Origin of the sequence: Tenuifilum sp. 4138str (assembly GCF_041102575.1) — a bacterium.
Taxonomy (GTDB): Bacteria; Bacteroidota; Bacteroidia; order Bacteroidales; family Tenuifilaceae; genus Tenuifilum; species Tenuifilum osseticum.
The window spans coordinates 41,421-66,234 of the sequence record NZ_JBGCUE010000006.1 but is presented as its reverse complement, the minus strand read 5'-3'; the positions used below and the strand labels follow the sequence as shown (position 1 = coordinate 66,234).

23 protein-coding genes are annotated in these 24,814 nt (G+C 42.7%); 12 read left to right on the top strand and 11 right to left on the bottom strand.

All coding sequences use genetic code 11. The annotated features are described in order from the left end of the window. Nucleotides 1-29: 29 nt before the first annotated feature. The 9 genes from AB6811_RS07335 to AB6811_RS07295 all read left to right on the top strand — a co-directional run bounded on the left by AB6811_RS07335 (nucleotide 30) and on the right by AB6811_RS07295 (nucleotide 9,133). Nucleotides 30-920: a lysophospholipid acyltransferase family protein gene (locus AB6811_RS07335; RefSeq protein WP_369489799.1), complete on the top strand. Its 891-nt coding sequence runs from the start codon at nucleotides 30-32 to the stop codon at nucleotides 918-920. A gap of 50 nt (nucleotides 921-970) precedes the next feature. Next, nucleotides 971-1,666, top strand: a complete 696-nt coding sequence (locus AB6811_RS07330) for a hypothetical protein (protein ID WP_369489798.1) — start codon at nucleotides 971-973, stop codon at nucleotides 1,664-1,666. Then, complete coding sequence (locus AB6811_RS07325) at nucleotides 1,666-2,745, top strand: anhydro-N-acetylmuramic acid kinase (RefSeq protein ID WP_369489797.1); 1,080 nt, start codon at nucleotides 1,666-1,668, stop codon at nucleotides 2,743-2,745. Before AB6811_RS07330 ends, AB6811_RS07325 begins: the two co-directional genes overlap by 1 nt. An 82-nt stretch (nucleotides 2,746-2,827) precedes the next feature. Continuing rightward, complete coding sequence (locus AB6811_RS07320) at nucleotides 2,828-4,582, top strand: dipeptidase (protein WP_369489796.1); 1,755 nt, start codon at nucleotides 2,828-2,830, stop codon at nucleotides 4,580-4,582. 184 nt (nucleotides 4,583-4,766) lie between these two features. Then, the gene (locus tag AB6811_RS07315; protein ID WP_369489795.1) at nucleotides 4,767-5,480 is read left to right on the top strand and encodes a LiaF transmembrane domain-containing protein; all 714 of its coding nucleotides are present in this window, start codon (nucleotides 4,767-4,769) and stop codon (nucleotides 5,478-5,480) included. Nucleotides 5,481-5,637: 157 nt separating this feature from the next. Continuing rightward, nucleotides 5,638-7,695 (top strand): acetate--CoA ligase family protein, encoded by a 2,058-nt coding sequence (locus AB6811_RS07310; RefSeq protein ID WP_369489794.1) that lies wholly within the window; start codon nucleotides 5,638-5,640, stop codon nucleotides 7,693-7,695. Nucleotides 7,696-7,701: 6 nt separating this feature from the next. Further along, a complete protein-coding gene (locus AB6811_RS07305) occupies nucleotides 7,702-7,851 on the top strand; it encodes a hypothetical protein (protein ID WP_369489793.1) in 150 nt (49 codons plus the stop codon). Nucleotides 7,852-7,863: 12 nt separating this feature from the next. Next, complete coding sequence (locus tag AB6811_RS07300) at nucleotides 7,864-8,559, top strand: Mpv17/PMP22 family protein (protein WP_439655714.1); 696 nt, start codon at nucleotides 7,864-7,866, stop codon at nucleotides 8,557-8,559. A 55-nt stretch (nucleotides 8,560-8,614) separates the two neighbouring features. Further along, nucleotides 8,615-9,133, top strand: coding sequence for a flavodoxin (locus tag AB6811_RS07295; protein ID WP_369489792.1), 519 nt, complete (start codon nucleotides 8,615-8,617; stop codon nucleotides 9,131-9,133). Nucleotides 9,134-9,243: 110 nt separating this feature from the next. Here the strand turns inward: AB6811_RS07295 and AB6811_RS07290 are convergent, their stop codons facing one another. After that, nucleotides 9,244-10,032 carry a M48 family metallopeptidase gene (locus AB6811_RS07290; protein WP_369489791.1) on the bottom strand — a complete coding sequence of 263 codons (789 nt, stop codon included), beginning with the start codon at nucleotides 10,030-10,032 and terminating at the stop codon, nucleotides 9,244-9,246. A gap of 198 nt (nucleotides 10,033-10,230) precedes the next feature. Between AB6811_RS07290 and mtgA the strand changes: the two genes are divergently transcribed. Beyond that, nucleotides 10,231-10,920, top strand: a complete 690-nt coding sequence (gene mtgA / locus AB6811_RS07285; protein ID WP_369489789.1) for a monofunctional biosynthetic peptidoglycan transglycosylase — start codon at nucleotides 10,231-10,233, stop codon at nucleotides 10,918-10,920. Between the two features lie 23 nt (nucleotides 10,921-10,943). After that, complete coding sequence (locus tag AB6811_RS07280; RefSeq protein WP_369489788.1) at nucleotides 10,944-12,875, top strand: tetratricopeptide repeat protein; 1,932 nt, start codon at nucleotides 10,944-10,946, stop codon at nucleotides 12,873-12,875. Nucleotides 12,876-12,924: 49 nt separating this feature from the next. Here AB6811_RS07280 and hydG read toward each other — a convergent pair whose 3' ends face one another. The 10 genes from hydG to AB6811_RS07230 all read right to left on the bottom strand — a co-directional run bounded on the left by hydG (nucleotide 12,925) and on the right by AB6811_RS07230 (nucleotide 24,267). Next, nucleotides 12,925-14,352, bottom strand: a complete 1,428-nt coding sequence (hydG, locus tag AB6811_RS07275; RefSeq protein ID WP_369489787.1) for a [FeFe] hydrogenase H-cluster radical SAM maturase HydG — start codon at nucleotides 14,350-14,352, stop codon at nucleotides 12,925-12,927. An 80-nt stretch (nucleotides 14,353-14,432) separates the two neighbouring features. After that, complete coding sequence (locus tag AB6811_RS07270) at nucleotides 14,433-14,681, bottom strand: TM1266 family iron-only hydrogenase system putative regulator (RefSeq protein WP_369489786.1); 249 nt, start codon at nucleotides 14,679-14,681, stop codon at nucleotides 14,433-14,435. Between the two features lie 169 nt (nucleotides 14,682-14,850). Further along, the gene (gene ribF, locus AB6811_RS07265) at nucleotides 14,851-15,795 is read right to left on the bottom strand and encodes a bifunctional riboflavin kinase/FMN adenylyltransferase (RefSeq protein ID WP_369489785.1); all 945 of its coding nucleotides are present in this window, start codon (nucleotides 15,793-15,795) and stop codon (nucleotides 14,851-14,853) included. 9 nt (nucleotides 15,796-15,804) lie between these two features. Beyond that, nucleotides 15,805-16,440, bottom strand: coding sequence for a redox-sensing transcriptional repressor Rex (locus tag AB6811_RS07260; protein ID WP_369489784.1), 636 nt, complete (start codon nucleotides 16,438-16,440; stop codon nucleotides 15,805-15,807). 79 nt (nucleotides 16,441-16,519) lie between these two features. Next, nucleotides 16,520-17,668, bottom strand: coding sequence for a sensor histidine kinase (locus AB6811_RS07255; RefSeq protein WP_369489783.1), 1,149 nt, complete (start codon nucleotides 17,666-17,668; stop codon nucleotides 16,520-16,522). 2 nt (nucleotides 17,669-17,670) lie between these two features. Next, nucleotides 17,671-18,066, bottom strand: coding sequence for a response regulator (locus AB6811_RS07250; RefSeq protein WP_369489782.1), 396 nt, complete (start codon nucleotides 18,064-18,066; stop codon nucleotides 17,671-17,673). Between the two features lie 15 nt (nucleotides 18,067-18,081). Next, entirely contained in the window at nucleotides 18,082-20,091 is a 2,010-nt protein-coding gene (locus AB6811_RS07245) for a [Fe-Fe] hydrogenase large subunit C-terminal domain-containing protein (protein WP_369489781.1), read from the bottom strand. A 21-nt stretch (nucleotides 20,092-20,112) separates the two neighbouring features. Further along, nucleotides 20,113-21,837 (bottom strand): [FeFe] hydrogenase, group A, encoded by a 1,725-nt coding sequence (locus tag AB6811_RS07240; RefSeq protein ID WP_369489780.1) that lies wholly within the window; start codon nucleotides 21,835-21,837, stop codon nucleotides 20,113-20,115. A gap of 13 nt (nucleotides 21,838-21,850) precedes the next feature. After that, nucleotides 21,851-23,800 carry an NADH-ubiquinone oxidoreductase-F iron-sulfur binding region domain-containing protein gene (locus AB6811_RS07235; protein WP_369489779.1) on the bottom strand — a complete coding sequence of 650 codons (1,950 nt, stop codon included), beginning with the start codon at nucleotides 23,798-23,800 and terminating at the stop codon, nucleotides 21,851-21,853. Nucleotides 23,801-23,802: 2 nt separating this feature from the next. After that, nucleotides 23,803-24,267, bottom strand: a complete 465-nt coding sequence (locus AB6811_RS07230) for an NADH-quinone oxidoreductase subunit NuoE family protein (RefSeq protein ID WP_369489778.1) — start codon at nucleotides 24,265-24,267, stop codon at nucleotides 23,803-23,805. A 301-nt stretch (nucleotides 24,268-24,568) separates the two neighbouring features. On the opposite strand from AB6811_RS07230, the gene AB6811_RS07225 reads away from it, so the two are divergent. Beyond that, nucleotides 24,569-24,814, top strand: coding sequence for a (2Fe-2S) ferredoxin domain-containing protein (locus AB6811_RS07225; protein WP_369489777.1), 246 nt, complete (start codon nucleotides 24,569-24,571; stop codon nucleotides 24,812-24,814).

Below are 24,814 nucleotides of genomic sequence, written 5' to 3'. Positions count from 1 at the left end.
TAACTTTGACATAGTAAACTGATTGAGTTTTGATAACCGTTTTTTACTTCATACTATTTCTCATCTCAATAGTTATTGTAGCCATAATTCCATGGGGCTTAATCTACGGCTATAGTAATATTATGGCTAAACTCCTGCACAATGTTTTAAAATACCGTGTAAAGGTTACCCGAAGCAATTTACGATTGGCATTCCCTGAAAAGAGCGATGCGGAATTAGCAGTAATTGAGAAACAATCGTACCAGAACCTAGCCGATATTTCTGTTGAGGCGCTTAAAGGGTTCACCATGCGCAACTCAGCCATAAGAGAACGTCATAAAATTCTTAACCCTGAACTACTCGATTACTACTACAATCAGAAACAGAGTATTATTGGAGTTGCAGGGCACCTAAACAACTGGGAATGGGGAGCCCTATCGGCTGGTATACAGCTAAAACATCACCCGGTTGCCATATACAAACCACTAAGCAACAAGCTAATCGATTGGTTCATCAAGTGGAACCGATCGATTAGGGGAACCGAATTGGTTCCAACCAATCAGACCTTTGATACCTTTCAGAAATATAAACACAAACCTTGCATATACATTCTGGTTGCTGACCAAAGCCCCTCTAACCTATCAAAAGCCTACTGGATAAACTTTTTCAACCAGGATACCGCCTGCATTCATGGTCCCGAAAAGTATGCAAAAATGTATAACTACCCTGTTATTTACATCGATATTAAAAGGGTAAAGAGGGGTTACTATACTGTAGAACTAAGCGTTTTGTGCGATAAGCCAAACGAACTGCAGGACGGTGAGCTAACCGCTGCCTACATGCACAGGCTTGAACAAAGTATAAGAGAAAACCCTGAAAACTGGCTATGGACGCATAGGCGATGGAAAAGGAAAAGACCACAAAAGGCACAATTGAGCTAATTTGGTTCACTTTTTGATAAGTTTTATTACATTTGAAAAAATTTCAAGCCATGAAAAGATACACTTCAGTTCTGCTGGCAATAACTTTATTTTTCTTTAGCACTCAGGTTTTTGCCCAAAAATACAGAAATAAAGAGGTAGGGCTGATTTATTTCAAGGTCAATATTGATCCCGGGTACCATGCAAAGTTTAGCGAATATGCTCACCTTTTCCGCGAACCGGTTAAACCGCAGCAGGATAGAATTATTGGGCACCTTACTGCCGATATCTGGGATATTATTAAGCAACAGCTTACCAACGATGTTGGTATGATTATATTGCCCCTGAATGCCTACGGCGATAAATTTTCATACGACCACTATGGATTTCCAAATGTGACAATAAACAGAGCTCTTCGGAAAGGGAACTCAAAGTTTTATATCAGCATTGATGTGGAAATTGGCCCTGAGTTTATGTCGAAATATGTAACCAAAACCTCCAGCGACACCTCACCACAGGTAATCCAACTGGCTCCCAATGAGATAAAGCCAAAGATTACCATTAAAATGAACATCTATAACGATAAAGGAATAATACCAGTAGCCAACACCAAAGGTGAAGCTATTGAAAGTAAAGTAATAACGCTGAACGATAAGTATTTTGACGGTTTTGTAAACCCAAACATAAACTCACCAAACGAAACCCTTTATAAACTGGTCAACCAAGCTGTGAAGGAACTAGTAATAAGCGTGTATTCGCGTAAGTAATGCATTCCCCAAACAAGTCTTCAAGTTATAGGATGATAGGCTTAATGTCGGGCACATCGCTCGATGGGCTCGATATTTGTTACTGCTTTTTTCAGAACATAAATAGCAAGTGGCAATACTACATTTTAGCTGCCGAAACCATTAAGTATCCAACACATCTCATAAATCAGCTAAAGGAAGCCCATAATTACACTGCTGAGGAGATTACCGCTTTAGACTTTAGCTACGGGAAGTATTTAGGTGAACAGGTTAAACGGTTTGTATCGGAACATGGAATTGAGGCCGATTACATTGCATCGCATGGACACACCGTTTTTCATAATCCGACTCAAGGATACACCCTACAAATTGGCAAAGGTGCAGCAATCGCTGCGTATTCAGGAATTCCTTGCATTTCCGATTTTCGTTCGGGCGATGTTTCACGGGGGGGGCAAGGTGCACCGCTAGTTCCAATTGGAGACAAAATGCTTTTTCAAGAGTTTGACATCTGCCTTAATTTGGGAGGCATAGCAAATATTAGCTACGATGATAATTTTAGCAACCGGGTGGCTTACGATATTTGTGTTTGCAACATGATGCTTAACCACCTAGCAGGGTTAACAGGTAATGAATACGATTTTAATGGTGACCTTGGAAGAACCGGTCAGGTTATTCCGGGAATGCTCCAGGAACTTGAAAATATTGAATACTACATTCAGCCACCGCCAAAATCGTTGGGTAGGGAGTGGTTCGAGAGCTATATAATGCCTATACTCAACAGGTATAATGCATATCCGCTTACCAGTCAGTTAAGAACCGCATACGAGCATATTTCAGGTAGAATAGCCCACGATTGTAACAGCTTGAAAAAAACAACCATGCTGGCAACCGGTGGAGGAGCCAAGAATGCTTTTTTAATGGAACTAATCAAGCAGAAAACCGAGTTGAAAATTGTAATTCCCGATAGTAAAACTATTGATTATAAGGAAGCCCTGATATTTGCATTCCTTGGGGTGCTTTACTTACTAAAGGAACCCGGCGCCATAGCCTCAGTAACAGGAGCAAACAACAACTCCATAGCCGGGTGTCTATACAGCTAAAACCCTGAACCATTAAACCATCAACCTGGTTTATAATCAAAAAAATATTAGGTTTGTAAACTTTAATTAAACTAAAACGATTATGAGAAAACTCACAATCCAGATTTTTGCTGCTATTGCATTACTGATTAATGCCAATACCGGCAATGCTTGCACCAATTACCTTGTAACCAAAGGTGCATCGGTTGACGGCTCAACCATGATAACCTACGCCGCCGACTCACATTACCTGTTTGGCGAACTTTATTTCAAACCAGCTGCTGTTTATCCGGCTGGTACGCTAATGAAGATTTACGAATGGGATACAGGGAAATTCCTTGGCGAAATTCCCCAGGCCTTACAGACATATAGCGTGGTAGGCAACATGAACGAATATCAGGTAGCAATTGGTGAAACCACCTATGGCGGACGTGAGGAGCTACAGGATAGTACTGGGTTAATTGACTACGGTTCATTAATGTATATCGCCCTACAGCGCTCAAAGAGCGCACGTGAGGCCATTAAAGTGATGGCTGAACTGGTTGAAAAGTATGGCTACTACAGTTCCGGGGAATCGTTCTCGGTTGCCGACAAGAACGAGGTTTGGATTTTTGAAATGATTGGAAAGGGAACCGATATTAAGGTGGACAAGAAAACTAAAAAGGCTTACAACGCAAATCGGGGAGCAGTATGGGTAGCCATTCGTATTCCCGATGGGTACGTATCGGGTCATGCTAATCATGCTCGTATCACCACCTTCCCCCTTGAGAACATGAAAACCTCAATCAGCTCAAAAAATTTAGATAAAATTTTTGAACCCGATGTTGAGGTTGTTTACGCTCATGATGTAATCGGCTTTGCTCGTCAAAAAGGTTACTTTACCGGTAAAGATGAGGAATTTAGCTTTTCCGATGTATATGCCCCACTCGATTTTGGTGCAGCTCGTTTCTGTGAGATTAGGGTTTGGTCGTTTTTCAAGGCTGTAAACAAGGATATGTGGAACTACTTTGACTACGCCAAGGGGCACGACCTTAAAAACCGCATGCCTTTATATATCAAGCCTGAGCGTAAACTCTCGGTTAGGGATATGATGAACTTTATGCGCGATCACCTTGAGGGAACAGAACTCGACATGAGTAAGGATCCAGGCGCAGGTCCTCATGGTCTCCCATACCGTTGGCGTCCACTAACCTGGAAATACGAAGGGAAATCGTACTTTAACGAACGCGCCACTGCAACCCAGCAAACCGGATTCTCGTTTGTTGCACAAATGCGCAGCTGGCTACCCGATGCTGTTGGCGGTATTTTCTGGTTCAGTGTTGACGATGCTGCCTCAACCGTTTACTTCCCTGTATATTGCAGCGTTACCTCTGTGCCAGAGGCTTACGCCGAGGGCAAGGGCGATATGCTCACCTACTGCGACGATTGTGCATTCTGGGTATTCAATAAGGTATCGAACTTTGCTTACCTCCGCTACGACCTTATGATTCAGGATATCAAAAGGGTACAGGATGAGTTGGAAAACCGTTTCATCTCACAAACAGCCGTAGTTGACCAAACCGCTCTTAAGCTATTGGAAACCAACAAGGAGGATGCTGTACGATTCCTTACCGATTATACCGTTAATACCGGAAACTATGTTGTTGCTCGCTGGGAAAAACTATTCCAGTTCCTTTTAATGAAATTTATGGATGGAAATGTTAAGCAGGAGGATGGAAAGGGTGGGCTTAAATACAACCAGTACGATTACTGCCCTGCCCCAGTTAAAAATCCACAATACCCCGACTGGTGGAAGAAAAACGTGATTGATGCTACCGGCGATAAGCTAGCTGTTCCTGAAGGTGCTGCTAGTCACTAAGGCATCAAGCTTAAAGTGATAAAAAAGAGCAATCGTTATCCGATTGCTCTTTTTTCTTTAGCCAACCCATTTTATGGGTTTATGTACAAAAAAACAGCAATACCCTAAATAAATTTTATGACCATGCAGCAAATGATACATATAAATCGTATTTTTAGATTGTTGAAAACCAAATTCAAATCAAATGGAAAAAATTGAGAACAGCCCGAAAACCGACTACTCAAGACTAGTACTTGGGTTTTTGCTAATTGTGTTGGCAGGTTTACTCCTTATCGATAACTTCGATTTGTATCCTGTTGAATGGGGCAAATACATTTTCACCTGGCAAACGTTACTAATTGTAATAGGATTAATTATTCTGCCCGGTAAAGGGAATAGAACTACAGGAACAGTCTTAATTGCCATAGGGGCATTTTTCCTGGCTGCAAAGTTTTACGAGTTGCCCGTTTCAATTAGTAAACTTTTTTGGCCTGCAGTTATTCTTTTTATAGGCCTTTCATTAATATTTGGTAGCAGGCGACGCAGGTGGCACCCATACAAAACAGGTGAAGTTAAGGACGACTTGATTGATGATGTTTCCATTTTTGGTGGTTCGGACCAAAAATTTACTTCGCAGCAATTCAGAGGGGGAAAAATTACCAACATTTTTGGAGGCTCAACCATTGACCTTAGCACCGCAAAGCTGGAATCAGGTTTAAATGTTGTTGATTTGCTATGCATTTTTGGTGGCTCAAAACTCATTATTCCTTCCGAATGGAAAGTAAAAATTGAGGTAACCTCAATTTTTGGAGGCGTTTCCGATAAACGAAAAATACCTCAGGCTCTACCAGAAAATGCCCCAGAGCTTGTTCTTAAAGGATTAGTGCTTTTCGGTGGAGTAGATATCAAAAGTTACTAAGATGAAATAATAATAGTTGAAAAGGCTGACAGCATCCTGTCGGCCTTTTTTTTGTCAAAAAAAGTAGCTCTCTAACACATTAAACAGGCTTGTTACTTTTACATAATTCATTTACGTTTGTGTAAATTGTAAACTGTAAAACTCAAAACGCATTAAAATGATTACCAACGAGTTAATCAATCCCAAAAGTATAGTGGTGGTTGGCGGTTCTGACGATATTCAGAAACCCGGCGGAAAGGTTTTAAAAAATCTTATCGACAACCATTTTAAAGGGAGTCTTTACGTAGTAAACCCAAAAGCCGATGAGGTTCAGGGAGTGAAATCGGTTCGCGATGTTGCTGAATTACCACAGGTGGATTTGGCGATACTAGCCATTGCAGCTAAGTTCTGCCCTCAAACCGTTGAGGTTCTGGCCACACAAAAAGGAACCAGAGCTTTCATTATTCTCTCGGCCGGTTTTCATGAAGAGAGTGAGGAGGGCGCTAAGCTTGAACAACAAATAGTTGACACCATAAACCGTACCGGTGGGTGCCTAATTGGCCCAAACTGCATTGGTGTAATGAACACTAACTATGCCGGCGTTTTTACCACCCCAATTCCCAAGTTCGACCCCAAAGGAGTTGATTTCATTTCGGGTTCAGGAGCCACTGCGGTGTTTATCATGGAATCGAGCATTCCGCGTGGCTTAACATTTAACAGCGTATACTCAGTGGGCAATAGCGCCCAAATTGGCGTTGAGGAAGTACTTGAATACCTCGATAATACATTCGACCCGCAAAGCAGCTCAAGGGTAAAGCTGCTCTACGTTGAAAGTATCAACAAACCTCAAAAACTCTTAAAACATGCCCAGTCGCTCATAAGGAAAGGATGCAGGATTGCGGCAATTAAGGCTGGCAGTTCATCGGCAGGAAGCCGAGCAGCATCGAGCCACACAGGAGCGCTTGCCAGTAGCGATGTAGCTGTTGAAGCGCTGTTCCGCAAAGCGGGAATTGTTCGCTGCTATGGGCGCGATGAGCTGGCTACCGTGGCATCAATTTTTATGCATCCCGAGCTTCAAGGGAAAAACATTGCAGTAATCACCCATGCAGGTGGCCCTGCTGTTATGCTCACTGACTCTTTATCGAACAACGGACTTGAAGTGCCTCCAATTGAGGGGCCAAAGGCAAAGGAACTGCTTGCCAAGCTATTTCCGGGCTCATCGGTGGCTAACCCCATTGACTTTTTGGCAACAGGAACAGCCGAGCAGCTTGGATTTATCATTGATGCCTGCGAAAACGACTTCCATAATATCGATGCCATGATAGTTATTTTTGGAAGTCCCGGCCTATTCCCCGTTTACGATGTATACGACCTGCTTGATGAAAAGATGAAGGTTTGTCGCAAACCCATATTCCCTGTTCTCCCCTCGGTTATGAACGTAAAGAATGAGATTGAACACTTTATTGCTAAAGGACGAATTTTCTTCCCCGATGAGGTATCGCTTGGCAACGCCCTTGCAAAAATTTACCATACACCAAAACCATCACCTGAAGCACCCGTTTTACCAAAGGTAAATGAAAAAGCCATAAGTGAGATTATTAGTAAAAGCAATAACGGTTACCTGACACCCGATGCTGTTCAACAGCTGCTCGATGCTGCCGGTATACCCCGTGCTGGCGAAGCGGTTGTTACAACTGCCGATGATGCTGCCAGAGCAGCAGAGAAATTAGGCTATCCGGTAGTAATGAAAGTAGTTGGCCCCGTCCACAAATCGGATGTTGGGGGTGTTGTACTTAATGTGAAAGATTCCGAAACGGTTCGCAAAGAGTTTGACCGTATGATTAAGATTAAGGATACTACAGCCATCCTTATTCAGCCAATGCTTAAAGGGGTTGAACTTTTTGTTGGGGCAAAACGCGAGGATAAATTCGGTCACATGGTACTATGCGGACTTGGAGGTATTTTTATTGAGGTTCTAAAGGATGTAAAAGCTGCCCTTGCACCTATTGATACAAACGAGGCATTAAACATGATAAAAGGGCTTAAAAGCTATGGAATAATCAAGGGCGCAAGAGGACAGGAACCTGTTAATGAACAGATTTTTGCCGAAATTGTTAGCCGTTTATCGGCACTCGTAACAGTTGCTCCTGAAATCTTTGAGATGGACCTAAACCCGCTTCTAGGTTCAAAAGATAAGGTTGTTGCGGTAGATGCCCGAATCAGAATTGAAAAATAGTGCGCCATGAGCCTTAAGGAGAAATGGAATAGCCTTACAGCTAACGAAAAAATGATGATTGGCCTTGCCATTATCCTTGTAATACTTATTGCAACACGCTTTGAGTATATATGGGATCAGGTTAAGGCTGGTTTTGCTAGATATTTTAACCGTTAAATGTTGATTAAAGTGAAACGAGTTGACTTGTACGTAATGGTAGGAACTATTCTGTTCCTTCTACCCTTTTTTATATCGGAAACGGTTTACAACGTTTATGTTGATTTTAACGCCAACCATGGAATGGTTACAAGTTTCATAAAGTTTGCCCTCCTTGCCACCTTTGGCGAAGCCATTGGGTTAAGGATTAGAACAGGGAATTATAATCAACCCGGATTTGGATTGTTGCCCAGAGCGGTTGTTTGGGGCTTGCTTGGTTTAACCATAAAATTAGCTTTTGTGCTATTTGCATCGGGGGTTCCACAATTTCTTGCATATATGGGCATGGAAAATGCGCCCCAGGCCTTAAAAGGCGAACTTACTTTAGCCAAGATACTAGTAGCCTTCAGCATTAGCCTGTTTATGAACATTATTTACGCTCCGGTAATGATGACACTTCATAAGGTTACCGACACCCACATAGCAAACAACGGAGGAACCCTTTCGTGCCTAGTAAAGCCCATTAATTTTGGCGAGATTCTTGCTTCAATTAACTGGAAGGTTCAATGGAGTTTTGTTTTTGCCAAAACAATACCCTACTTCTGGATACCGGCTCATACCATTACATTCCTTTTACCTGCCGATTTTCAAGTTCTTTTTGCCGCCTTATTAAGCGTTGCTTTAGGCATATTCCTTGCCATTGCAAGCCTTAAAGGAAGCGGAAAATAGTTGCATTTTAATCCCATTTTTATTATTTTTACACAAAACGAGAAAATTTTAAAAAATGAAAAAAAGGATAGGAATTTTTTACGGGCCGACAGGTGGTTCAACTGAAAGGGTGGCAAAACTTATTGCTCAAGAATTTAATTCTAATGTAGATGTTTTCCCTATAAAGGAGGCTACTCCAAAACTAATTAATAACTACGACTTTGTAATTTTTGGCTGCTCAACCCTGGGTAGCGAAACATGGAATGGAGACTCTTCGAAATGTGACTGGGAATCATTCCGACCTCATCTTTCAAAGCTAAGAATAGAAGGTAAACTATTCGCTTTTTTTGGAACTGGCGATTCGGTTACTTATACACGTAATTTTGTAGATGCCATGGGTATCCTTGCCAAAGATTTATTAGAAATGGGCGCTAACGTTGTTGGTCAATGGCCAACAGACGATTATAACTTTACTGAATCCGAAGCTGTAATTGATGGCAAGTTCATTGGTCTTCCCATTGATGAAGATTATGAGTCGGAAAAAACACCCAAACGGGTAAAAAGTTGGGTTGAACTTCTTAAAAAATCACTATAAGCCAAGTACTTCAATAAGAAAATCGATTGACTAACCTCAACTTAAGTAATAATGTACAAAAAAGGCTGTCAAAAAAAATTGACAGCCTTTTATAAATCGTACAACAACGCTTATGGTAAAGCATTTTTAAAGTTTTTATATCGGTCTTCGTAGATATTGCCCACTTTACTCCCCATGCTCTTCCATACCTCTTCAATATTCTTAATCCGATTCTCATCCGATGGATGAGTGCTAAGGAATTCAGGGATTTTTTGTGTAGAACCCATCATCTTCTCAAAAAAGCCAGCAAGTTCGCGTGGGTGATAATCGGTATCGCAAAGGTATGTAACAGCATACTTATCGGCCTCATACTCGTTATCGCGACTGTATTTGAGCATTGTTCCACCAAGGGCTAACTGCGATAGTATCTGCTCAAGCTGCGAGGGATTATCGCCCATAATAATTGAGAGCAACATGCTAAAACCATACTGACGGGTAAGCATTTGAGTGCTGTGACGCCTATCGGCATGGGCTATTTCATGCGCCATAACGCCGGCTAGCTGAGCTTCGTTATCCAGAAACTTAATTAATCCGGTGTAAAAATACAGGTAACCACCAGGTGCCGCAAAAGCGTTTAACACATTGTCGTCATGGATGATTCTTACCTGCCAGGGAAATGTAGTTGTATACCTCAGATCATCCGAACTTAAAATGGCATTCATTACCCTCTCAATATGTGTATATGCCTCAGCGTATTGAGTCCTGTCAAGAATAGGATATTCATTGGGGTTTGCCAAAATTGCGGAATCGAGCTGTTTACCAAATTGTATATCCTGTTCGAGCGTAAAAAAGTTTATGCCATCGTCGGAACAGCTGCTTAGCAGTATCACACTCGTTAAAACCCAAAATAATCTCTTCATGGTATCACTTTTTTTACTTGATTTAATTTATTGAATTTCACCTCAATATACAATTCAATGCAAATCAAATCTTTTTTGTCAATGCAAATTTAATATATTAGCAAACATTATCGATAAAATAAATTATTGATTGGTATAACAACAAGTCAACAATTGATGACGGAAGCGGGAAACATTGCAAAATTAAGTTTTAAGAAATTGTTAGTAAGAGTAATAACCTACTCGGTAGTACTATTCTTTACCCTTAGTATTAGTTTGACTGTAGTGTACAAATGGGTTAACCCACATTACACATGGTTAATGATACTAAAAAAGCATTTACCGGAAACCCAAGGAGGAAGTAGCAATTTTGAACATAGCTGGGTAAGCATCGATGAGATATCGCCACAGATGGTGCTTGCTGTAATTGCAGCCGAGGACAACAGGTTCATGGAACACAACGGATTTGACTGGGAATCGATAAAAAAGGCCCGAAAGTATAATCAAAGGGGTAAAAAGTTGCGCGGAGCCAGTACAATTTCACAGCAAACCGCAAAAAATGTATTTCTTTGGCCCAAACGTTCCTGGGTACGAAAAGGATTAGAAGCCTACTTTACCCTGCTCATTGAAACTTTCTGGTCAAAGGAAAGGATTATGGAAGTTTACCTGAACGTAGCCGAGATGGGGAGGGGTATTTACGGAGTGGAAGCCGCAGCAAGGAAATACTACGGTAAACCTGCATCGCGCCTTACCCGTCATGAGGCTGCAATGATTGCCACTACCCTACCCGCACCAGCTAAGCGAAATCCATCAAAACCAAGTGCATATATGGTGAGCTACCAACGAAAAATTCTTTGGAATATGTATAATTTAGGTGAAATTGACATTAATGAAAAGGAACAGAAATAGACACGATTAACTAATACTATAAAATGCAAAGATTATTATTCCCCTTTTGGCTAATTGTGACTTTTCTTGTTTGTTTTACCCCTTCAAAGGCCCAATTCAACAAGGCGTATTTTTTTTACAAAGGTGAGGAGTTAATTTCAAGAGGTAACTATGCTGATGCCATACCAATCCTGAACACCCTGCTAAATGTTGACTCAACCATACACGAGGCATGGTTTCTGCGAGGCGTAGCCCGTTACTACCAAAACGATTTGGTTGGTGCAGGAAACGATTTTAGTAAGTGCCTAAATATTAATCCTTTATTTTCCCAAGCCTACCAGTATAATGCAATGGTTTTGCAGCAATTGGGGAAAAGCGTTGAATCCATAGAGTGTATCCAAAAAGCCATCGAGCTGCGACCAGCATCGGCACAATACCTTTTTACCTACGGAGTTATTCTATTCCAGCAGGAGCAGTACCACGATGCTCTTTATGCCTTCAACCAGGTGCTTAAAATTGATGACCGTATCCCGGATGCGTGGGTTAATAGGGGAACCACCAGGTTAATGCTCTCGGATAGTTCCGGAGCGTTGACCGATTATACTGCAGCCATAAACCTTAATCCCTTTAATGCAAACCCTTACTTACGGAGGGGTGCGCTTTATGCCCAGCAATCAAACTACCCACTTGCCTTGCAAGATCTTAATCAAGCCATTGGGATTGATAGCACACTTACACAGGCATATTTTACCCGTGCACTGGTTTACTACTACCAAAAACATTATAGCCAGGCATTATCAGACTTAAATAAGGTTTTGCAGCTTGAACACCGTAATACCCTTGCCCTTTTTAACAGAGCGATTATAAGCTATGAGGTGGGCAATCCTGAAAGCGCAATTGATGACCTAACCAGACTTTCATCAATTATTCCTACCAATGTGCTGGTTCATTACTACCTGGCCTCAATACGTTATGAACTCGGATATTTGCCAATGGCACTGGAGAATATTAATAAAGCCATAGCTGTTTTTCCAGAGTTCGCCAATGCTTACCGGCTTAGAGCTGAGATTAAAACCAAAAAAGGCGATTTGAAAGGTGCCGAATCTGACATTGCTCAAGGCAATAGATTAGCACAAGCATACAGTAATAGGGCAATCAATGATATAGCATCAGTATTCGATTCCACAGGAAAACTAAAACGATTGCTATCACTTGACGAGGAACTCGACATCACCTCATCAATTAGTATGGAACAGCTCAGAACCCGAATTCTAACCATTGTTTACCCTATAATCACTCTAAAAGTAGATAAAATCGAAAATGCAAAGCCTAGGAACTGGCAAAGTTCGAACCTCAGGCAGATTCTTGCCACACATAGTTGCCGCGGTTACAGCCTATTCTTTGAGTACGACACCATTAACCAGCATTCACAATTGGAAACCATCGCCACCGATTCATTGTCCGGAATTTGTAAAGCGATAGCCCATTTGCAAGGCAACTATTATACGGCCGCAATGAAAGAATTTTCAGAAACCTTAAAGGCTGATAGTTCAAACACTCTTTATAGGCTTGCCGAGGTGTTGGCAAAAATAAAAATGACCCAATTTGTTGAAAACGTTAAGAATAAAAGCTTACAAAGCGGGAATAGTAATATATCCCAAAAAACAATTGATAACAAACCCTTCATTACTGCTGGTAATGATCTAAAAACTATAGCATTGGACAACGACTTTGAGGGCATAGTTCCTTACAACATAGGAGTAATGTTCATGCATACTGAAAATAATGACCTTGCCATTGAATGGTTTTCCAAAGCTATCAGCATCAACCCCCTTTTACATGGCGCGTGGTATAACCGTGGATTACTCTACCTTATCAATAATGAAACTGTAAAAGGGTGTGCCGACCTCAGAAAGGCAGTTAACATAGGCAATAATCAGGCCTCTGAGGTGGTAGCTAGATTCTGTAAAAAGTAAAAGCCCTGCTAATTTTTATGCAGGGCTTTAATAACAGCTAATACTCAAATTAAAAGTATAAATCGCGCTCTCCAGCTTTGATACGCTCAATTCTTCGACGAATCTCCAGGGTGTTCTGATGCCCGTCGAGCTCTCCAAGGGTTTTCTCAATGAGCTTGTAGCCTTTCTGCTGAACCTCTGGGTTGGCATAGTCAACCAGGTACTCAGTAAGGGTTAACAGGGCGTTTGGGGTGCAGTAACGCTTTATAAAGCCAGGCACTGAGAACTCCATGAAATGTTCACCGGTTCTTCCCAGGCGGTAGCAAGCCGTACAAAACGAAGGGATGTAGTTATGGTCAATAAGCTCATCAATAATTTCACCAAGCGAGCGGTTATCGTTAATCTCAAATTGCTCCTTATTAAGGTCCTGATGTTCATTCTTAGATGCATGGTACGAACCCAGCTCAAGCTTAGTTCCCCCATCAATTTGCGATACACCAAACTGAATAACCTGCCTACGAATATCGGCCGGTTCACGCGCTGTAAGTATCATACCGGTGTAGGGCACAGCCAAGCGGAGTATTGCAACTAGCTTTACGAAATCGCTATCAGAAACAAAATACTTATCGGTGATATTTAAACCGGATGCAGACTTGATGCGGGGGAACGAGATGGTATGCGGCCCTACATTATAGCATGCCTCAAGGTGATTGGTATGCCTAACCAGGCCAAGAACTTCAAAGCGCCAATCGTAAAGGCCAAAGAGTGCCCCAATTCCAACATCGTCCAGACCAGCTTCCTGGGCGCGGTCGAGCGAGGTTAATCGCCACTCAAAATCTTTCTTTTTGCCCGAAGGGTGGTACCAGGTATAGGCCTCAGGGTGATAGGTTTCCTGAAAGATCTGGTAAGTGCCTATACCAGCCTCCTTTATCTTTCGAAATCCTTCGATGTCAAGCGGAGCGGCATTGATGTTAACCCTTCGGATCTCACCGTTGTTCTTCTTTATCCCATAAACCAACCTAACGGTATGGGCAATGTACTCGGCCGAGTACTCCGGATGTTCACCGTAAACAAGTATCAATCGCTTTTGACCGTTATCCTCAAGCGCTTCAACTTCCTGTACAATCTCTTCATCGGAAAGGGTCATACGTATAGCATCCTTGTTCGATGCCCTAAAACCACAGTACTGGCAGTTGTTTGTACACTTATTCCCTATGTAAAGCGGGGCAAACAGCACAATTCTGTTCCCGTAAATACGCTCCTTGAGCGTACGAGCGCCCTGTAGTATCTCCTCAACCAGTTCAGGGTCGGTGGTGTTGACCAGGGTAGCAACCTCTTCAAGGTTTAGCCTATTCTTATCGAGCGACTTGGCAATTATCTCACGAACCCGTTCCTTGGTGGGCTTTGCGTTGTTTATGTATTCCCATATTTCATCGGCATCGATGAAAGGCTTCATGCGCTCATCGGGAATTCGGTACTTTTCCGGATTAAATTTCATGGCTCTATATCGGTTTAAAATAGTTTTACTATCAAACTTACCTGAGCCTGATACCAGAGGGAAAAGAGATTTTTAAAAAACTACACCCCTTTGAGCATTAAGGTTTTAACCTGAACACCGCTGAGCTTACCAATGGGCCCGGTAAGGGCTCCAATTTCATCGGTTGTTCCTTCAAGCACAAGCGATATTACGCTAATACCCCTCTGCTGGAGCGGTATGCCCTGACGGGCAATAATAATATCGGCATGGGCCGAAAGGATCTGGTTCAGCCTTGAGGCGCTCTCGCGGTTCTCAACAAGAATTAGTGCAGCTCCGATTCTCTTTTCCATCAGACTATCTCCTTTGGATCAGACTCATTTTCTGAATCCTTGGTGGCAAACATCTACCAACCGCAGATGCAGGAATTACATTTCAAAAAACCTAAATACTTATACGATTAACTATGCCCCAAAGATACGTTAAAATACAATTGGTTAACAATGATAAATATCATTACTGTTAATAAATTAACTCATCAACCTGTTTGGCTGCCTGTGTAAGCTGTTGGAATAACAACCTGTTATCGGAGATATCAATTCTATCAGCTATCTGCTTATGAAAGTAAATATAGGCATCGCTACTGTGAAGCATACCATCAAAATTGAGGATATGAAGCTCAACATTCCTTGTCAAAACTGGGTTCAAATCGGTATTATCGCCATTTGACCAAATGATAACCATGGCACGATACGATGATTTGTTCCATTCCAGCGAAACGGCATAAATGCCCTCCGGTGGAATGAGCTTGCCTGCCTCCTCAATTTGAACCGTTAGGGTTGGGAAGCCCACCTCGCCAAAAAAGTGCGAACCCTTACCCAAAGCACCAATAATCATGTAGTAATGGTCAAGGTAAGCATTTGCCCGTTGTATTTTCCCTTCAAGTAAAGCCTTACGAATAGTGGTGGAACTAACTGTTTCCTGTTGTATATCCTGCTCGGGTATCTCCTCAACCATAAAATTATACTCCGAACTCAATTTTTTGAGCTCCTCGTAATCGCCTTCGCGGTTGTGTCCAAAATGATGATTGAAACCAACTACGATATATCGAGCGTTTAGCTTACTTATCAAGTAATCCCTGATAAATTGTACCGATGAGATTTTTGAAAATTCGAGAGTAAATTTTACTATGATTAGATGATCGAGGCCGGTTTTGCTAAGCAGCTCAATTTTTTCGCGCTGCGACAGGATAAACATTAGGTTTTTGCCAGCAGTTTCAGGGTAAAGCACTTTGCGCGGATGAGGGTAAAAGGTAATAAGAACCGACTCGCCGCCTATGCTTTGAGCAATCTCATTTATCCTGTTAATAATTACCTTATGGCCTAAGTGAACCCCATCAAATGACCCGGTGGTGACCACCGGATTAGTTATTTCCTCTATACCATCAAAGCCATAATGTACTTTCATTACTATCGTTTACCGGGAATAACCCTGTTTAACAAAGTAAGCCACTTTCTCCATGGAGGTAATCATATCGTACTCCTCAAGGTAAACATTCTCAGGTACAACTAAAGGAATAGTGGTGAAGTTAAGAATACCCTTTATACCAGCTGCAACAAGTTGCTCGGCAACTTGATTGGCAGTATCGGGTGGCGATGAGATAATGGCAATGGAAATATCGTTACGTTTAATAACATCGGGCAACTCCTTCATGTGGTAGCAATTTACTCCAGAAATTACCCTGTTAACCTTGTTGGGATCTACATCAAAAGCGGCAACTATATTAAGTTTAGGGCGCTTGCCATTGAAATAGGTAGTGATAGCGCGTCCTAGGTTACCCATACCAACAACAGCTACATTTAATCCTACTTTGTGGTCGATGATATCGCCAATAACCTTGATAAGTTCCTGTGCATCGTACCCTTTCTTTTTCATGCTGGAGTAGCCAATAAGCATCAGGTCGCGCCTTACCTGAACCGCTGTGATATTATGCAAACCGGCGAGCTCATGTGAGTAGATATGAGTTTTCCCTCGTGTTAAGCAATTCAGAAGGGTTCTGCGATATTCGCTTAATCGCTCAATGGTTTTTTCGGGTAGGTTTGCCTTATCCATAGCTCAACTATTACATTTTCCAACACAAAACTATTTAACTTTTTTCAGTTAACAAACGGCTGTTTAAAATAAAGTGGATTTATATACCATCGTTAAGGGTATCGGAACCGGGTAAAGGGAATGTAATGGTAAAGGTTGATCCTGCACCAGGCTCGCTTTGTACATCAATTCTAGCGCCATACAAATCCACTACTCGCTTAACAATTGAAAGTCCTAAGCCGCTTCCGGTGACATTTTTGCTCTGCGGATTTTTGATGCGAGTAAACTCCTGAAAAAGTTTAGGTATATCCTCGGGTTCGATGCCAATTCCTGAATCGGATACAACTAGCGTAACCTCTGATGCTGTTTTGCAGATACTACACTTAACCCACCCGCTGGGTTTATTGTATTTCACGGCATTGGAAATAAGGTTGTTGAACAAAATTTCCATGTCGTCGGAATCGGCAAGCATGATAACCGGTTCTGTGGTTTGCAGGCAAAGGTTGACGTCGCGCTGAATGGCAAGGGGAGTCATGGTCTCAATGGCCGAACGGGCCACGAGGGTTAAGTCGATTTCACGAAGGGTTCGCTGCCGTTTGCCTGACTCAATGTGCGTGAGGTCGAGTAGATCCATTATTAGATTACGCATGGACTGGATTCGTGCAAGCGAGCGGTCGATAAAATCCATGTAGCTGTCGATACTCTCGCCAGCCTGCTTCTCCTGCATCATTTTAAGGTAGCCCTCAACGGCATTAAGGGGTGCTTTTAGCTCGTGCGAGAGCACGGTAAGGAACTGAAAACGAACCTGCTTGCCCTCACGATGGAGCTTGCGGGTCATACGCCGCAGGAAATAATGCTTGGTGATATTCTCAATGGACGACTTAAGCTCCTGTGGAGTAAAGGGCTTGGGAACAAAATCGTATGCCCCAATGTTTGTAGCCCTAACAGCCAACTCCAGCGAAGCATACGATGTAATCATCATTACCAGTATATCGGGGTGATTCTGGTTGATGAACTGCAAAACCTCAACCCCCTGAATGCCTGGTAGTTTATTATCGAGTAATACAATGGCTGGACTCGAACGCTTGATAATATCGATAGCCTCCTCCCCTGTGGCCGCTTCAATAACATTAAAGCCTATATCATCCTCAAGGAATGGGTAGCTAACCGTGAAGTTCCTAAGAATACGTGTTATACCGGAACGAATTCCAGGTTCATCATCAACAACAAGTATATCAACAACTTCCATTTTTACACCTTAAGCAATTTGAGAATTTCACGATGCAACTGGTCGGGGCGAATTCCCTTTTCGAGGTATAAATCAGCCTTAATCCACTGGCGTTCCTGTTCGCTTGAAATGCCAAACGACATGCCTGTCTCAGCCGATACAGCAGTGGCTATTATTACGGGAACATCGGGATACATTCGTTTTAGCTTGTAGCTAAGAATAAAACCGCTATCCTCGTTCTCCATCATTAGGTCAAGTATGGCTAAATCGGGTTTGATATTCTTTAGGATATTCTCAGCCTCACGCTGACTTTCAGCGGTAACCACATCGAAACCCATTTTTTCGACATGAAACTTAAGCTGAAACAGGTAGTCGGTATCATCGTCAACTATTAGAATGGTTTTTCGTGAGCTAGCCATGGCTATTGCGTTTAGTTAACTATTATCGTTTCCTAATTCGTTTTCTGCATTACGGGGCAGGGTTATCCTAAAGGTTGTTCCGGTAGGTCCCTTTTGGGGGTCGGTGTTGGACTCAACATCTATTTTGCCCTTGTGCATCTTTACAATTCCGTAGGTAGTGGCAAGACCTAAACCTGTTCCCTTGCCAATTCCCTTAGTGGTGAAAAATGGGGTGAAAAGCTTATCCATATTCTCCTCGGGTATCCCTTCACCAGTATCGATTACGCTGATTGAAAACTGATGGTCATCGCCGTCGATAACAATTGTAAGGTCGCCACCATTAGGCATGGCTTCAAAGGCATTTTTGTTCAGGTTTGTAAGCACCTGCATCATTTGCTCATAATCGAGACTCGCCATCAGGTTTGAGGTTCGGCAAACCACATTGGTGGTAACATTCTTTGGGATAACAACCCCTGCAATGCTATCCTCCGCCAACTTTTTAACATTAACCTTTTCCACCTTAACCTGATTCTTGCGGGCAAAGTTTAGCAAACCGCTAACAATTTTCTTGCACCGTTCCGCCTGCGACGATATCAACTCTAAGTCCTTACGAAGGGGATCGTCCGGTTTACACTCATCGAGTAGGATATTGCTGTACATCAAAACAACACCTAAAGGATTGTTAAGCTCGTGAGCAATACCGGCCGAAAGCTGCCCCATATGGGCGAGTTTTTCGGAATGCTTGAGAGCCTGCTGCATTTTTGCCAGTTTCTCATTGGAAATGGCTAGATCGTTGATTGATTCATGCAGTTCCTCAATAGCGTAAGGTAAACACATTTCAACCTCGGCAAGGCCTTCAACAATGGCTATAGCGTGCTCAGTGCAAGTATCGTAACCACATGCGCCACAGTTCAGGTGATCGCGAGGGGTAAACTTACCCATCTTGGCCAACACTTTGTTTATCTCATCATCGGTAGGCTTAGCTATTCGTTTATCATCGGCATTAAAGCTACGTGTAAGGTCAAGGTCTTTAAATTTTGATATGGCAAGTTCCCACTCTTTTAGCTGATCAGGGGTTACCTTATTACGGGCATAGGAGCTGATATAGGTTTTGCGCTCAAAACGTTTGCCTCCGGGCGACATGCCGGGCCCCATTATGCAACCCTCACAGCAAAGTAGCTCAAGGTTTTGTCCCTTCAGGTTACCCGATTCCCATTCCTTTATGGCTTCCTGAAAGCCAATTCGTCCTTCGGCTACTGTGATGTTGCCTTCAATTAGGTCATCAAATATGTTAACGGTTTGCATTAACCCCCTACTAACCGGGAATATGGCCCCGCGGCCAGCATGGGGTGGATCAAAATCCGATGGTTCAACGCTTTCGGGCGTTATACTGGCCTGCTCAAAAAGAACCCGCAACTCCCGAAAGGTTATAGCCTCGTCAATCTCAATGGATTCATCCTTTTTGGCTATGCAAGGACCAATAAAAACCTGTTTCAGGTTACTGTCAATTTGCCTTACCACCCTGCTTATGGCTACCATAGGCGACACCACGGGTGCTAAATTTTCTACTAAATCGGGATGGTAGTAACGGATGTAAGTAACAATAGCCGGACAATCGCTTGAGATATACCCCTTTCCTGACCTATCCTCCAGCAACGATTTGTAACGGCTAGCTACCAAATCGGCACCAAAAGCAACCTCAAAAACATGACTAAACCCCAAGGCCCTAAGCATTCCAACAAAGTAGCGGTAATCATCAATCTCAGTAAATTCAGCGGGAAAACTTGGAGCTACAAGAGCAGCAACCCTCTCGCCGCTCTGCAGCATGCTTTTTACCTCGGTGCGGGTTAGTAAAAACACTTTTGCATCCTGGCTGCATACCTTAACGCAGTTGCCGCAACCAATGCACCTTTCCGATATTACATCGGCTTGGCCATTTACAATTTTAATTGCCTTAGCCGGACACTCCCTAACACAGGTATAACACACCCTGCAAAGCTCCTTAATGGTGTATACCAATTTCCTTTTATCCCGATTCATCTCCATGCTATGGCCGAATTGTTCCATTTAAAGTAAAACTTCCCGCTTTGAATATCGGGTGTATAGAAATTTTTTGGCTTTTTCACTACCGGTTTCCCCTAAAAACTCATCGTATATGGATTGTACGGCAGGGTTACGCGTTGCGCACTTAATTCCTTCCGCCTCATCAATTTCAATAATTGCTTTGGCCCTCAACTTAACATACTTTTCCTCGTCAACATAGGGTTGGCCACCGCCATTTACACAACCACCGGGGCAAGCCATTACCTCGATGTAGTCCAGTTTAACATCGCCTCCCATTAAAACCGGGAGAATTGAATGTATGTTTTTTAGCCCATTAACAACTGCAAAGGTGAATGTTTGTTCATCGGCATTGAAAGAGAATGCCTTTACCCCCGAAACTATTTTAACCTCGGTTATCTTACTATCATTAAGTTCCTTTGAAGTTAATTTATGGTAAACCACCCGGGCAAGCGCCTCGGCTGAACCTCCTGATATTCCAAATAACTTTCCGGACGAACTACGAATATTAAAAGGTTTATCGGGATGTTGCGATTCAATCCCCTGAATATCGATACCGTAAAGCTTAATCAGCCTAACCAACTCACGTGTTGATAATACCGTATCCACATCGGATAGGCCACGGGTAGTCATCTCCTCCCTTTGAGCTTCAAACTTTTTGGCCAAACAAGGCATTACGGAAACGGAGAAAATTTTTGATGGATTTAATTCATTTTCGGTAGCAAAGTAGTTCCTGATTAACGATCCCATTACCTGCTGAGGCGATTTAACGGCACTCAGTGCAGGAATATAATCCGGATACCACTGCTCAACAAACTTAACCCATGCCGGGCAGCATGATGAGAACATGGGGAGATTGCTGCCTTTTCCCTTTCGATCAATGAGCTCAGCAGCCATTTCAATTGCAGCGACATCGGCAGCAAAAGCAGTATCGAAAACATACCTGAACCCAATTTTTCGCAATGCATTGTAGAGCAAACCATTAACATCCTTGCTGGGTTTAAGCCCAAACTCAGTAGCTACCGAAACCGAAATTGAAGGGGCAATCTGCACAACAGGGATTAAATCAGGATTGCTCAGGGCATCCATTACTTCGGCAACATTTTGACGCTCATGTAAAGCGCCAGTAGGGCAAACCAATACACACTGTCCGCAACCAATACAGTTTGAGAAGTTTAAATCGCGCGACAAAGTGGTACCCACATACATGTTGCATCCCCTGTTGACAAACTCAAAGGTTGATACCGATTGAACCTCATCGCAAACCCTTATACATCTTCCACAAAGAATACACTTAGCCGGATCGCGAACAATACTTGGGCTGGAAAGATCAAGCTTTTGAGTGAACGACTTTCGTAAAACCTTACGCTCACGAATGTGTAACTCTGCTGCTAAGTCCTGTAGCTCGCAAAAGCCGTTCCGTTCACAGTATAAGCAGTCGTCAGGATGGTTAGCAAGGAGCAACTCAACCAGGGTTTTACGGGCGCGCACCACTCGGGGTGAATGGGTCATAATTCGCATACCATTCTCCACCACATGCGAGCATGAGGTAACAAGGTTATCGCGACCCTCAACCTCAACGACGCAAAGCCTACATGCCCCTGATGGGGTTAAATCGGTCATGTTGCAAAGAGTGGGGACCCTGATACCGTTACGGTTTAAGGCCTCAAGAATGGTATCGCCTTTATGGGCCTGTATTGTTCTATTATTTACTTCGATGGTAATGTTCATAGCAGCAAAAACTTTACTTGAAGAAAACAGCTCCAAACTTGCATGTATCCTGGCATATGCCGCATCCTATACAACGCTCCTCCACAATAAAGTAGGGTGAACGAGGTGTCCCATATATGGCCTGTGTTGGGCACTTCTTGGCACAGGCAGTGCAACCCGTACAACGCTCAATATCAATGTAAAATGTCCTTAAATCGCGACAAACACTTGCCCTGCACTTCCGGTCAAATATATGCTCCTCAAACTCATCGCGGAACGATTTTAGAGCTTTAAGGATTGGTTTGGGTGCCGTTTGCCCCAATCCGCATAGCGATGTGTCGCGCATAACCTCAGCCAGGGTTTCGAGCTGAATAACACCTTTAAACCGTTCAAGGGTATTATGCCCTTCGTTACTAACTGGTCGTTTCGATATGTTATCGAGTATTTGGTACATCCGGTTTGATCCCTCACGGCAAGGAATACATTTACCGCAGCTCTCGTTACGGATAAAGTGCATGAAGTATTTCACCAGGTCAACCATGCACACGGTATTGTCAAGAACCTGAACACCACCCGACCCTAAACTTATCCCTCGTTTCGGAAGTTCATCAAAGTCAATAGGGGCATCAAGTTCATCGGCTGTAACACTCACCCCAGAAGGGCCGCCCAGGTGCAATGCCTTGAAAGTCCTTCCATCCTTTACCCCTCCTGCAAGGTCAAGCAAAGCCGCAAGGGGTTCACCAAAGGTTAACTCAACCATACAGGTTTGAGACGCCTGACCATTAATGGAGAAAATTTTTGTTCCCTTTGACCCCTCAGTTCCTAAAGCGGCAAACCACTGAGGCCCATTACTGATAATTTCGGGGATATTGGCTAAAGTCTCAACATTATTGATAACAGTGGGCTTGCCATTTAATCCAAATTCAGCAGGGTAAGGTGGTTTTATGCTGGGCATTCCACGTTTACCCTCAAGGCTTTTAATCAAGGCAGTTTCTTCACCGCATACATAAGCCCCGGGGCCTTTACGCACCTCAATATCGAGTGAATAGCCACTCCCTAAAATATCATATCCAAGTAGACCCACCTCATAGGCCTGCTCAATAGCATTCTGTATTCTTTGAATGGTAATCTTATACCTATCGCGTATGTAAATAATTGCTTTACTTGCCGACACGGCATACGAGCTCAGTATAATTCCTTCAACAATCCTATGCGGATCGCTTTCAATCAGCAGTCGGTCCATGAATCCCCCAGGGTCGCTCTCGTCGGCATTGCAAATCAGGTATCGATCGCTGGTTGCAACCTGTAACGCTTTGCGCCACTTGGTGCCTGTGGGGAAGGCTCCACCGCCCCTTCCGCGTAATCCGCTCTCCTCAACTATGCGGCAAATATCGTCGTAGGTGTATTTCCTGATAGACTTAGCCAAAGCGCTATATCCGCCATGGGCAATATACTCGGCAATACTATCGGGGCAAATGATACCTGCATTTTTAAGCAACACACGGTTTTGCTTTTTAAAAAATGGGAGTTCGTTTCTAAAAGGAATTCCATGCCAAGGCTCATGAATCTCGGAAAAGTATTGGAAAATGACATTCTCAGGCTGAATAAAACCATTAAGAGCTCCATCGAGTATGGAGTTAACCCTTTCAGGAGTTACATTGGCAAAAGCCACTCTAGTCCTGCCGGGCATCTGAACTTCAACAACGGGCTCAAGGGAGCATAAACCATGGCTACCAACACATATTACATCGGCATCAACAGAGTAATCGTCTAGGTACTGCTCAATGGCTGACCTGGTTTTTAGCGCTCCTGCAACAATGGAAGATGTAGTTACGCCAACATATATTATTGGCTGCCTAACCCGTTCATGCCTTAATGCGCTGAGCTTAGCGCTTACCTCGGTAGGCCATATCCCATCGTGAAGGTTTGGAATAACAGCATCTTTTATAAAAGATATTTCTGCTTTTGAATCGCACCGAGCCATGTTTACTCTTGGGTTAAATCGTTCAAAATATTTTTAAGCTTTTCGGGGTCAACCTCACGGTAATACTCATCGTTAACGGAAATCACTGGGCCATGGTCACATGCACCCATGCAGGTTACCACCTCAAGGCTAAACTGCCCATTCCGGGTTGTTTGGCCATTTTTCAACTTCAAATTATCCTCAAGGTAAACCATATTCCATTTGGCACCCTTTAGCCTACACGAGGTGCCATTACAAAGGCAGATATGATTTTTCCCCTTAGCTTCAAACTTAAACTGGTTATAGAATGTGGCTAAGCCATAAATTTTGGAAGTAGGCATGTTTAACTTTCGCCCTACCAGAACAATTGCTTCCTCGTTCAGACTTCCCAACTCGTTTTGAATATCCTGTAGAATTGGGATAAGGCTATCGGAACCTAAGTAGCTGTAGCGTTCTAGAATCTCCTCAATTTTCTCGGCGTTTGACATAGCTTTAAAGTAAGGTAGTAATTAGAACCATAGTTAACCCACTATTCTAATCCATCTGTTAAACAACTAACAGAGATATATCTTTTTAGTAATCAATACATTACAACAAATAAAATCTTGTTAATCACGGAACAATTTAATAAAACATTACAAAAATTGTTCGCCTAATACCAATATTTTATCTATTTAAAACGATTACAGATAAGTGATTTGATTTAAAAAATGATTAAATTTCAGGCATAATTTGTAAACCAAACCCTATCTTAGCTTTTTGTAATAGTGTTATACCAATAACATTAAGATGAGTAAACGAGCCGAATTAATTATATGTTTAGGTAGTTCCTGCTTTGCAAGGGGTAATAAGGCCACACTTAAGGCAATAATGAAATTTTTGGACGATCACGATTTGAAAGACAAGGTAAACTTCCACGGGGGACATTGTTTTGGTAATTGCGCCGAAGGTCCTAACATCTCTATTAACGGTAAAATTTATACCGGGGTTGATGAAAATGGAATTATTGATATTCTTACAAATGAGCTACTTTAA

Bases quoted from the DNA above. Each gene is read 5' to 3' on its own strand.
- AB6811_RS07330 (WP_369489798.1), top strand. From the start codon at position 971: ATGAAAAGATACACTTCAGTTCTGCTGGCAATAACTTTATTTTTCTTT.
- AB6811_RS07325 (WP_369489797.1), top strand. From the start codon at position 1,666: ATGCATTCCCCAAACAAGTCTTCAAGTTATAGGATGATAGGCTTAATG.
- AB6811_RS07320 (WP_369489796.1), top strand. From the start codon at position 2,828: ATGAGAAAACTCACAATCCAGATTTTTGCTGCTATTGCATTACTGATT.
- AB6811_RS07315 (WP_369489795.1), top strand. From the start codon at position 4,767: ATGGAAAAAATTGAGAACAGCCCGAAAACCGACTACTCAAGACTAGTA.
- AB6811_RS07310 (WP_369489794.1), top strand. From the start codon at position 5,638: ATGATTACCAACGAGTTAATCAATCCCAAAAGTATAGTGGTGGTTGGC.
- AB6811_RS07305 (WP_369489793.1), top strand. From the start codon at position 7,702: ATGAGCCTTAAGGAGAAATGGAATAGCCTTACAGCTAACGAAAAAATG.
- AB6811_RS07295 (WP_369489792.1), top strand. From the start codon at position 8,615: ATGAAAAAAAGGATAGGAATTTTTTACGGGCCGACAGGTGGTTCAACT.
- AB6811_RS07290 (WP_369489791.1), bottom strand. From the start codon at position 10,032: ATGAAGAGATTATTTTGGGTTTTAACGAGTGTGATACTGCTAAGCAGC.
- AB6811_RS07280 (WP_369489788.1), top strand. From the start codon at position 10,944: ATGCAAAGATTATTATTCCCCTTTTGGCTAATTGTGACTTTTCTTGTT.
- hydG (WP_369489787.1), bottom strand. From the start codon at position 14,352: ATGAAATTTAATCCGGAAAAGTACCGAATTCCCGATGAGCGCATGAAG.
- AB6811_RS07270 (WP_369489786.1), bottom strand. From the start codon at position 14,681: ATGGAAAAGAGAATCGGAGCTGCACTAATTCTTGTTGAGAACCGCGAG.
- ribF (WP_369489785.1), bottom strand. From the start codon at position 15,795: ATGAAAGTACATTATGGCTTTGATGGTATAGAGGAAATAACTAATCCG.
- AB6811_RS07260 (WP_369489784.1), bottom strand. From the start codon at position 16,440: ATGGATAAGGCAAACCTACCCGAAAAAACCATTGAGCGATTAAGCGAA.
- AB6811_RS07255 (WP_369489783.1), bottom strand. From the start codon at position 17,668: ATGGAAGTTGTTGATATACTTGTTGTTGATGATGAACCTGGAATTCGT.
- AB6811_RS07250 (WP_369489782.1), bottom strand. From the start codon at position 18,066: ATGGCTAGCTCACGAAAAACCATTCTAATAGTTGACGATGATACCGAC.
- AB6811_RS07245 (WP_369489781.1), bottom strand. From the start codon at position 20,091: ATGGAGATGAATCGGGATAAAAGGAAATTGGTATACACCATTAAGGAG.
- AB6811_RS07240 (WP_369489780.1), bottom strand. From the start codon at position 21,837: ATGAACATTACCATCGAAGTAAATAATAGAACAATACAGGCCCATAAA.
- AB6811_RS07235 (WP_369489779.1), bottom strand. From the start codon at position 23,800: ATGGCTCGGTGCGATTCAAAAGCAGAAATATCTTTTATAAAAGATGCT.
- AB6811_RS07230 (WP_369489778.1), bottom strand. From the start codon at position 24,267: ATGTCAAACGCCGAGAAAATTGAGGAGATTCTAGAACGCTACAGCTAC.
- AB6811_RS07225 (WP_369489777.1), top strand. From the start codon at position 24,569: ATGAGTAAACGAGCCGAATTAATTATATGTTTAGGTAGTTCCTGCTTT.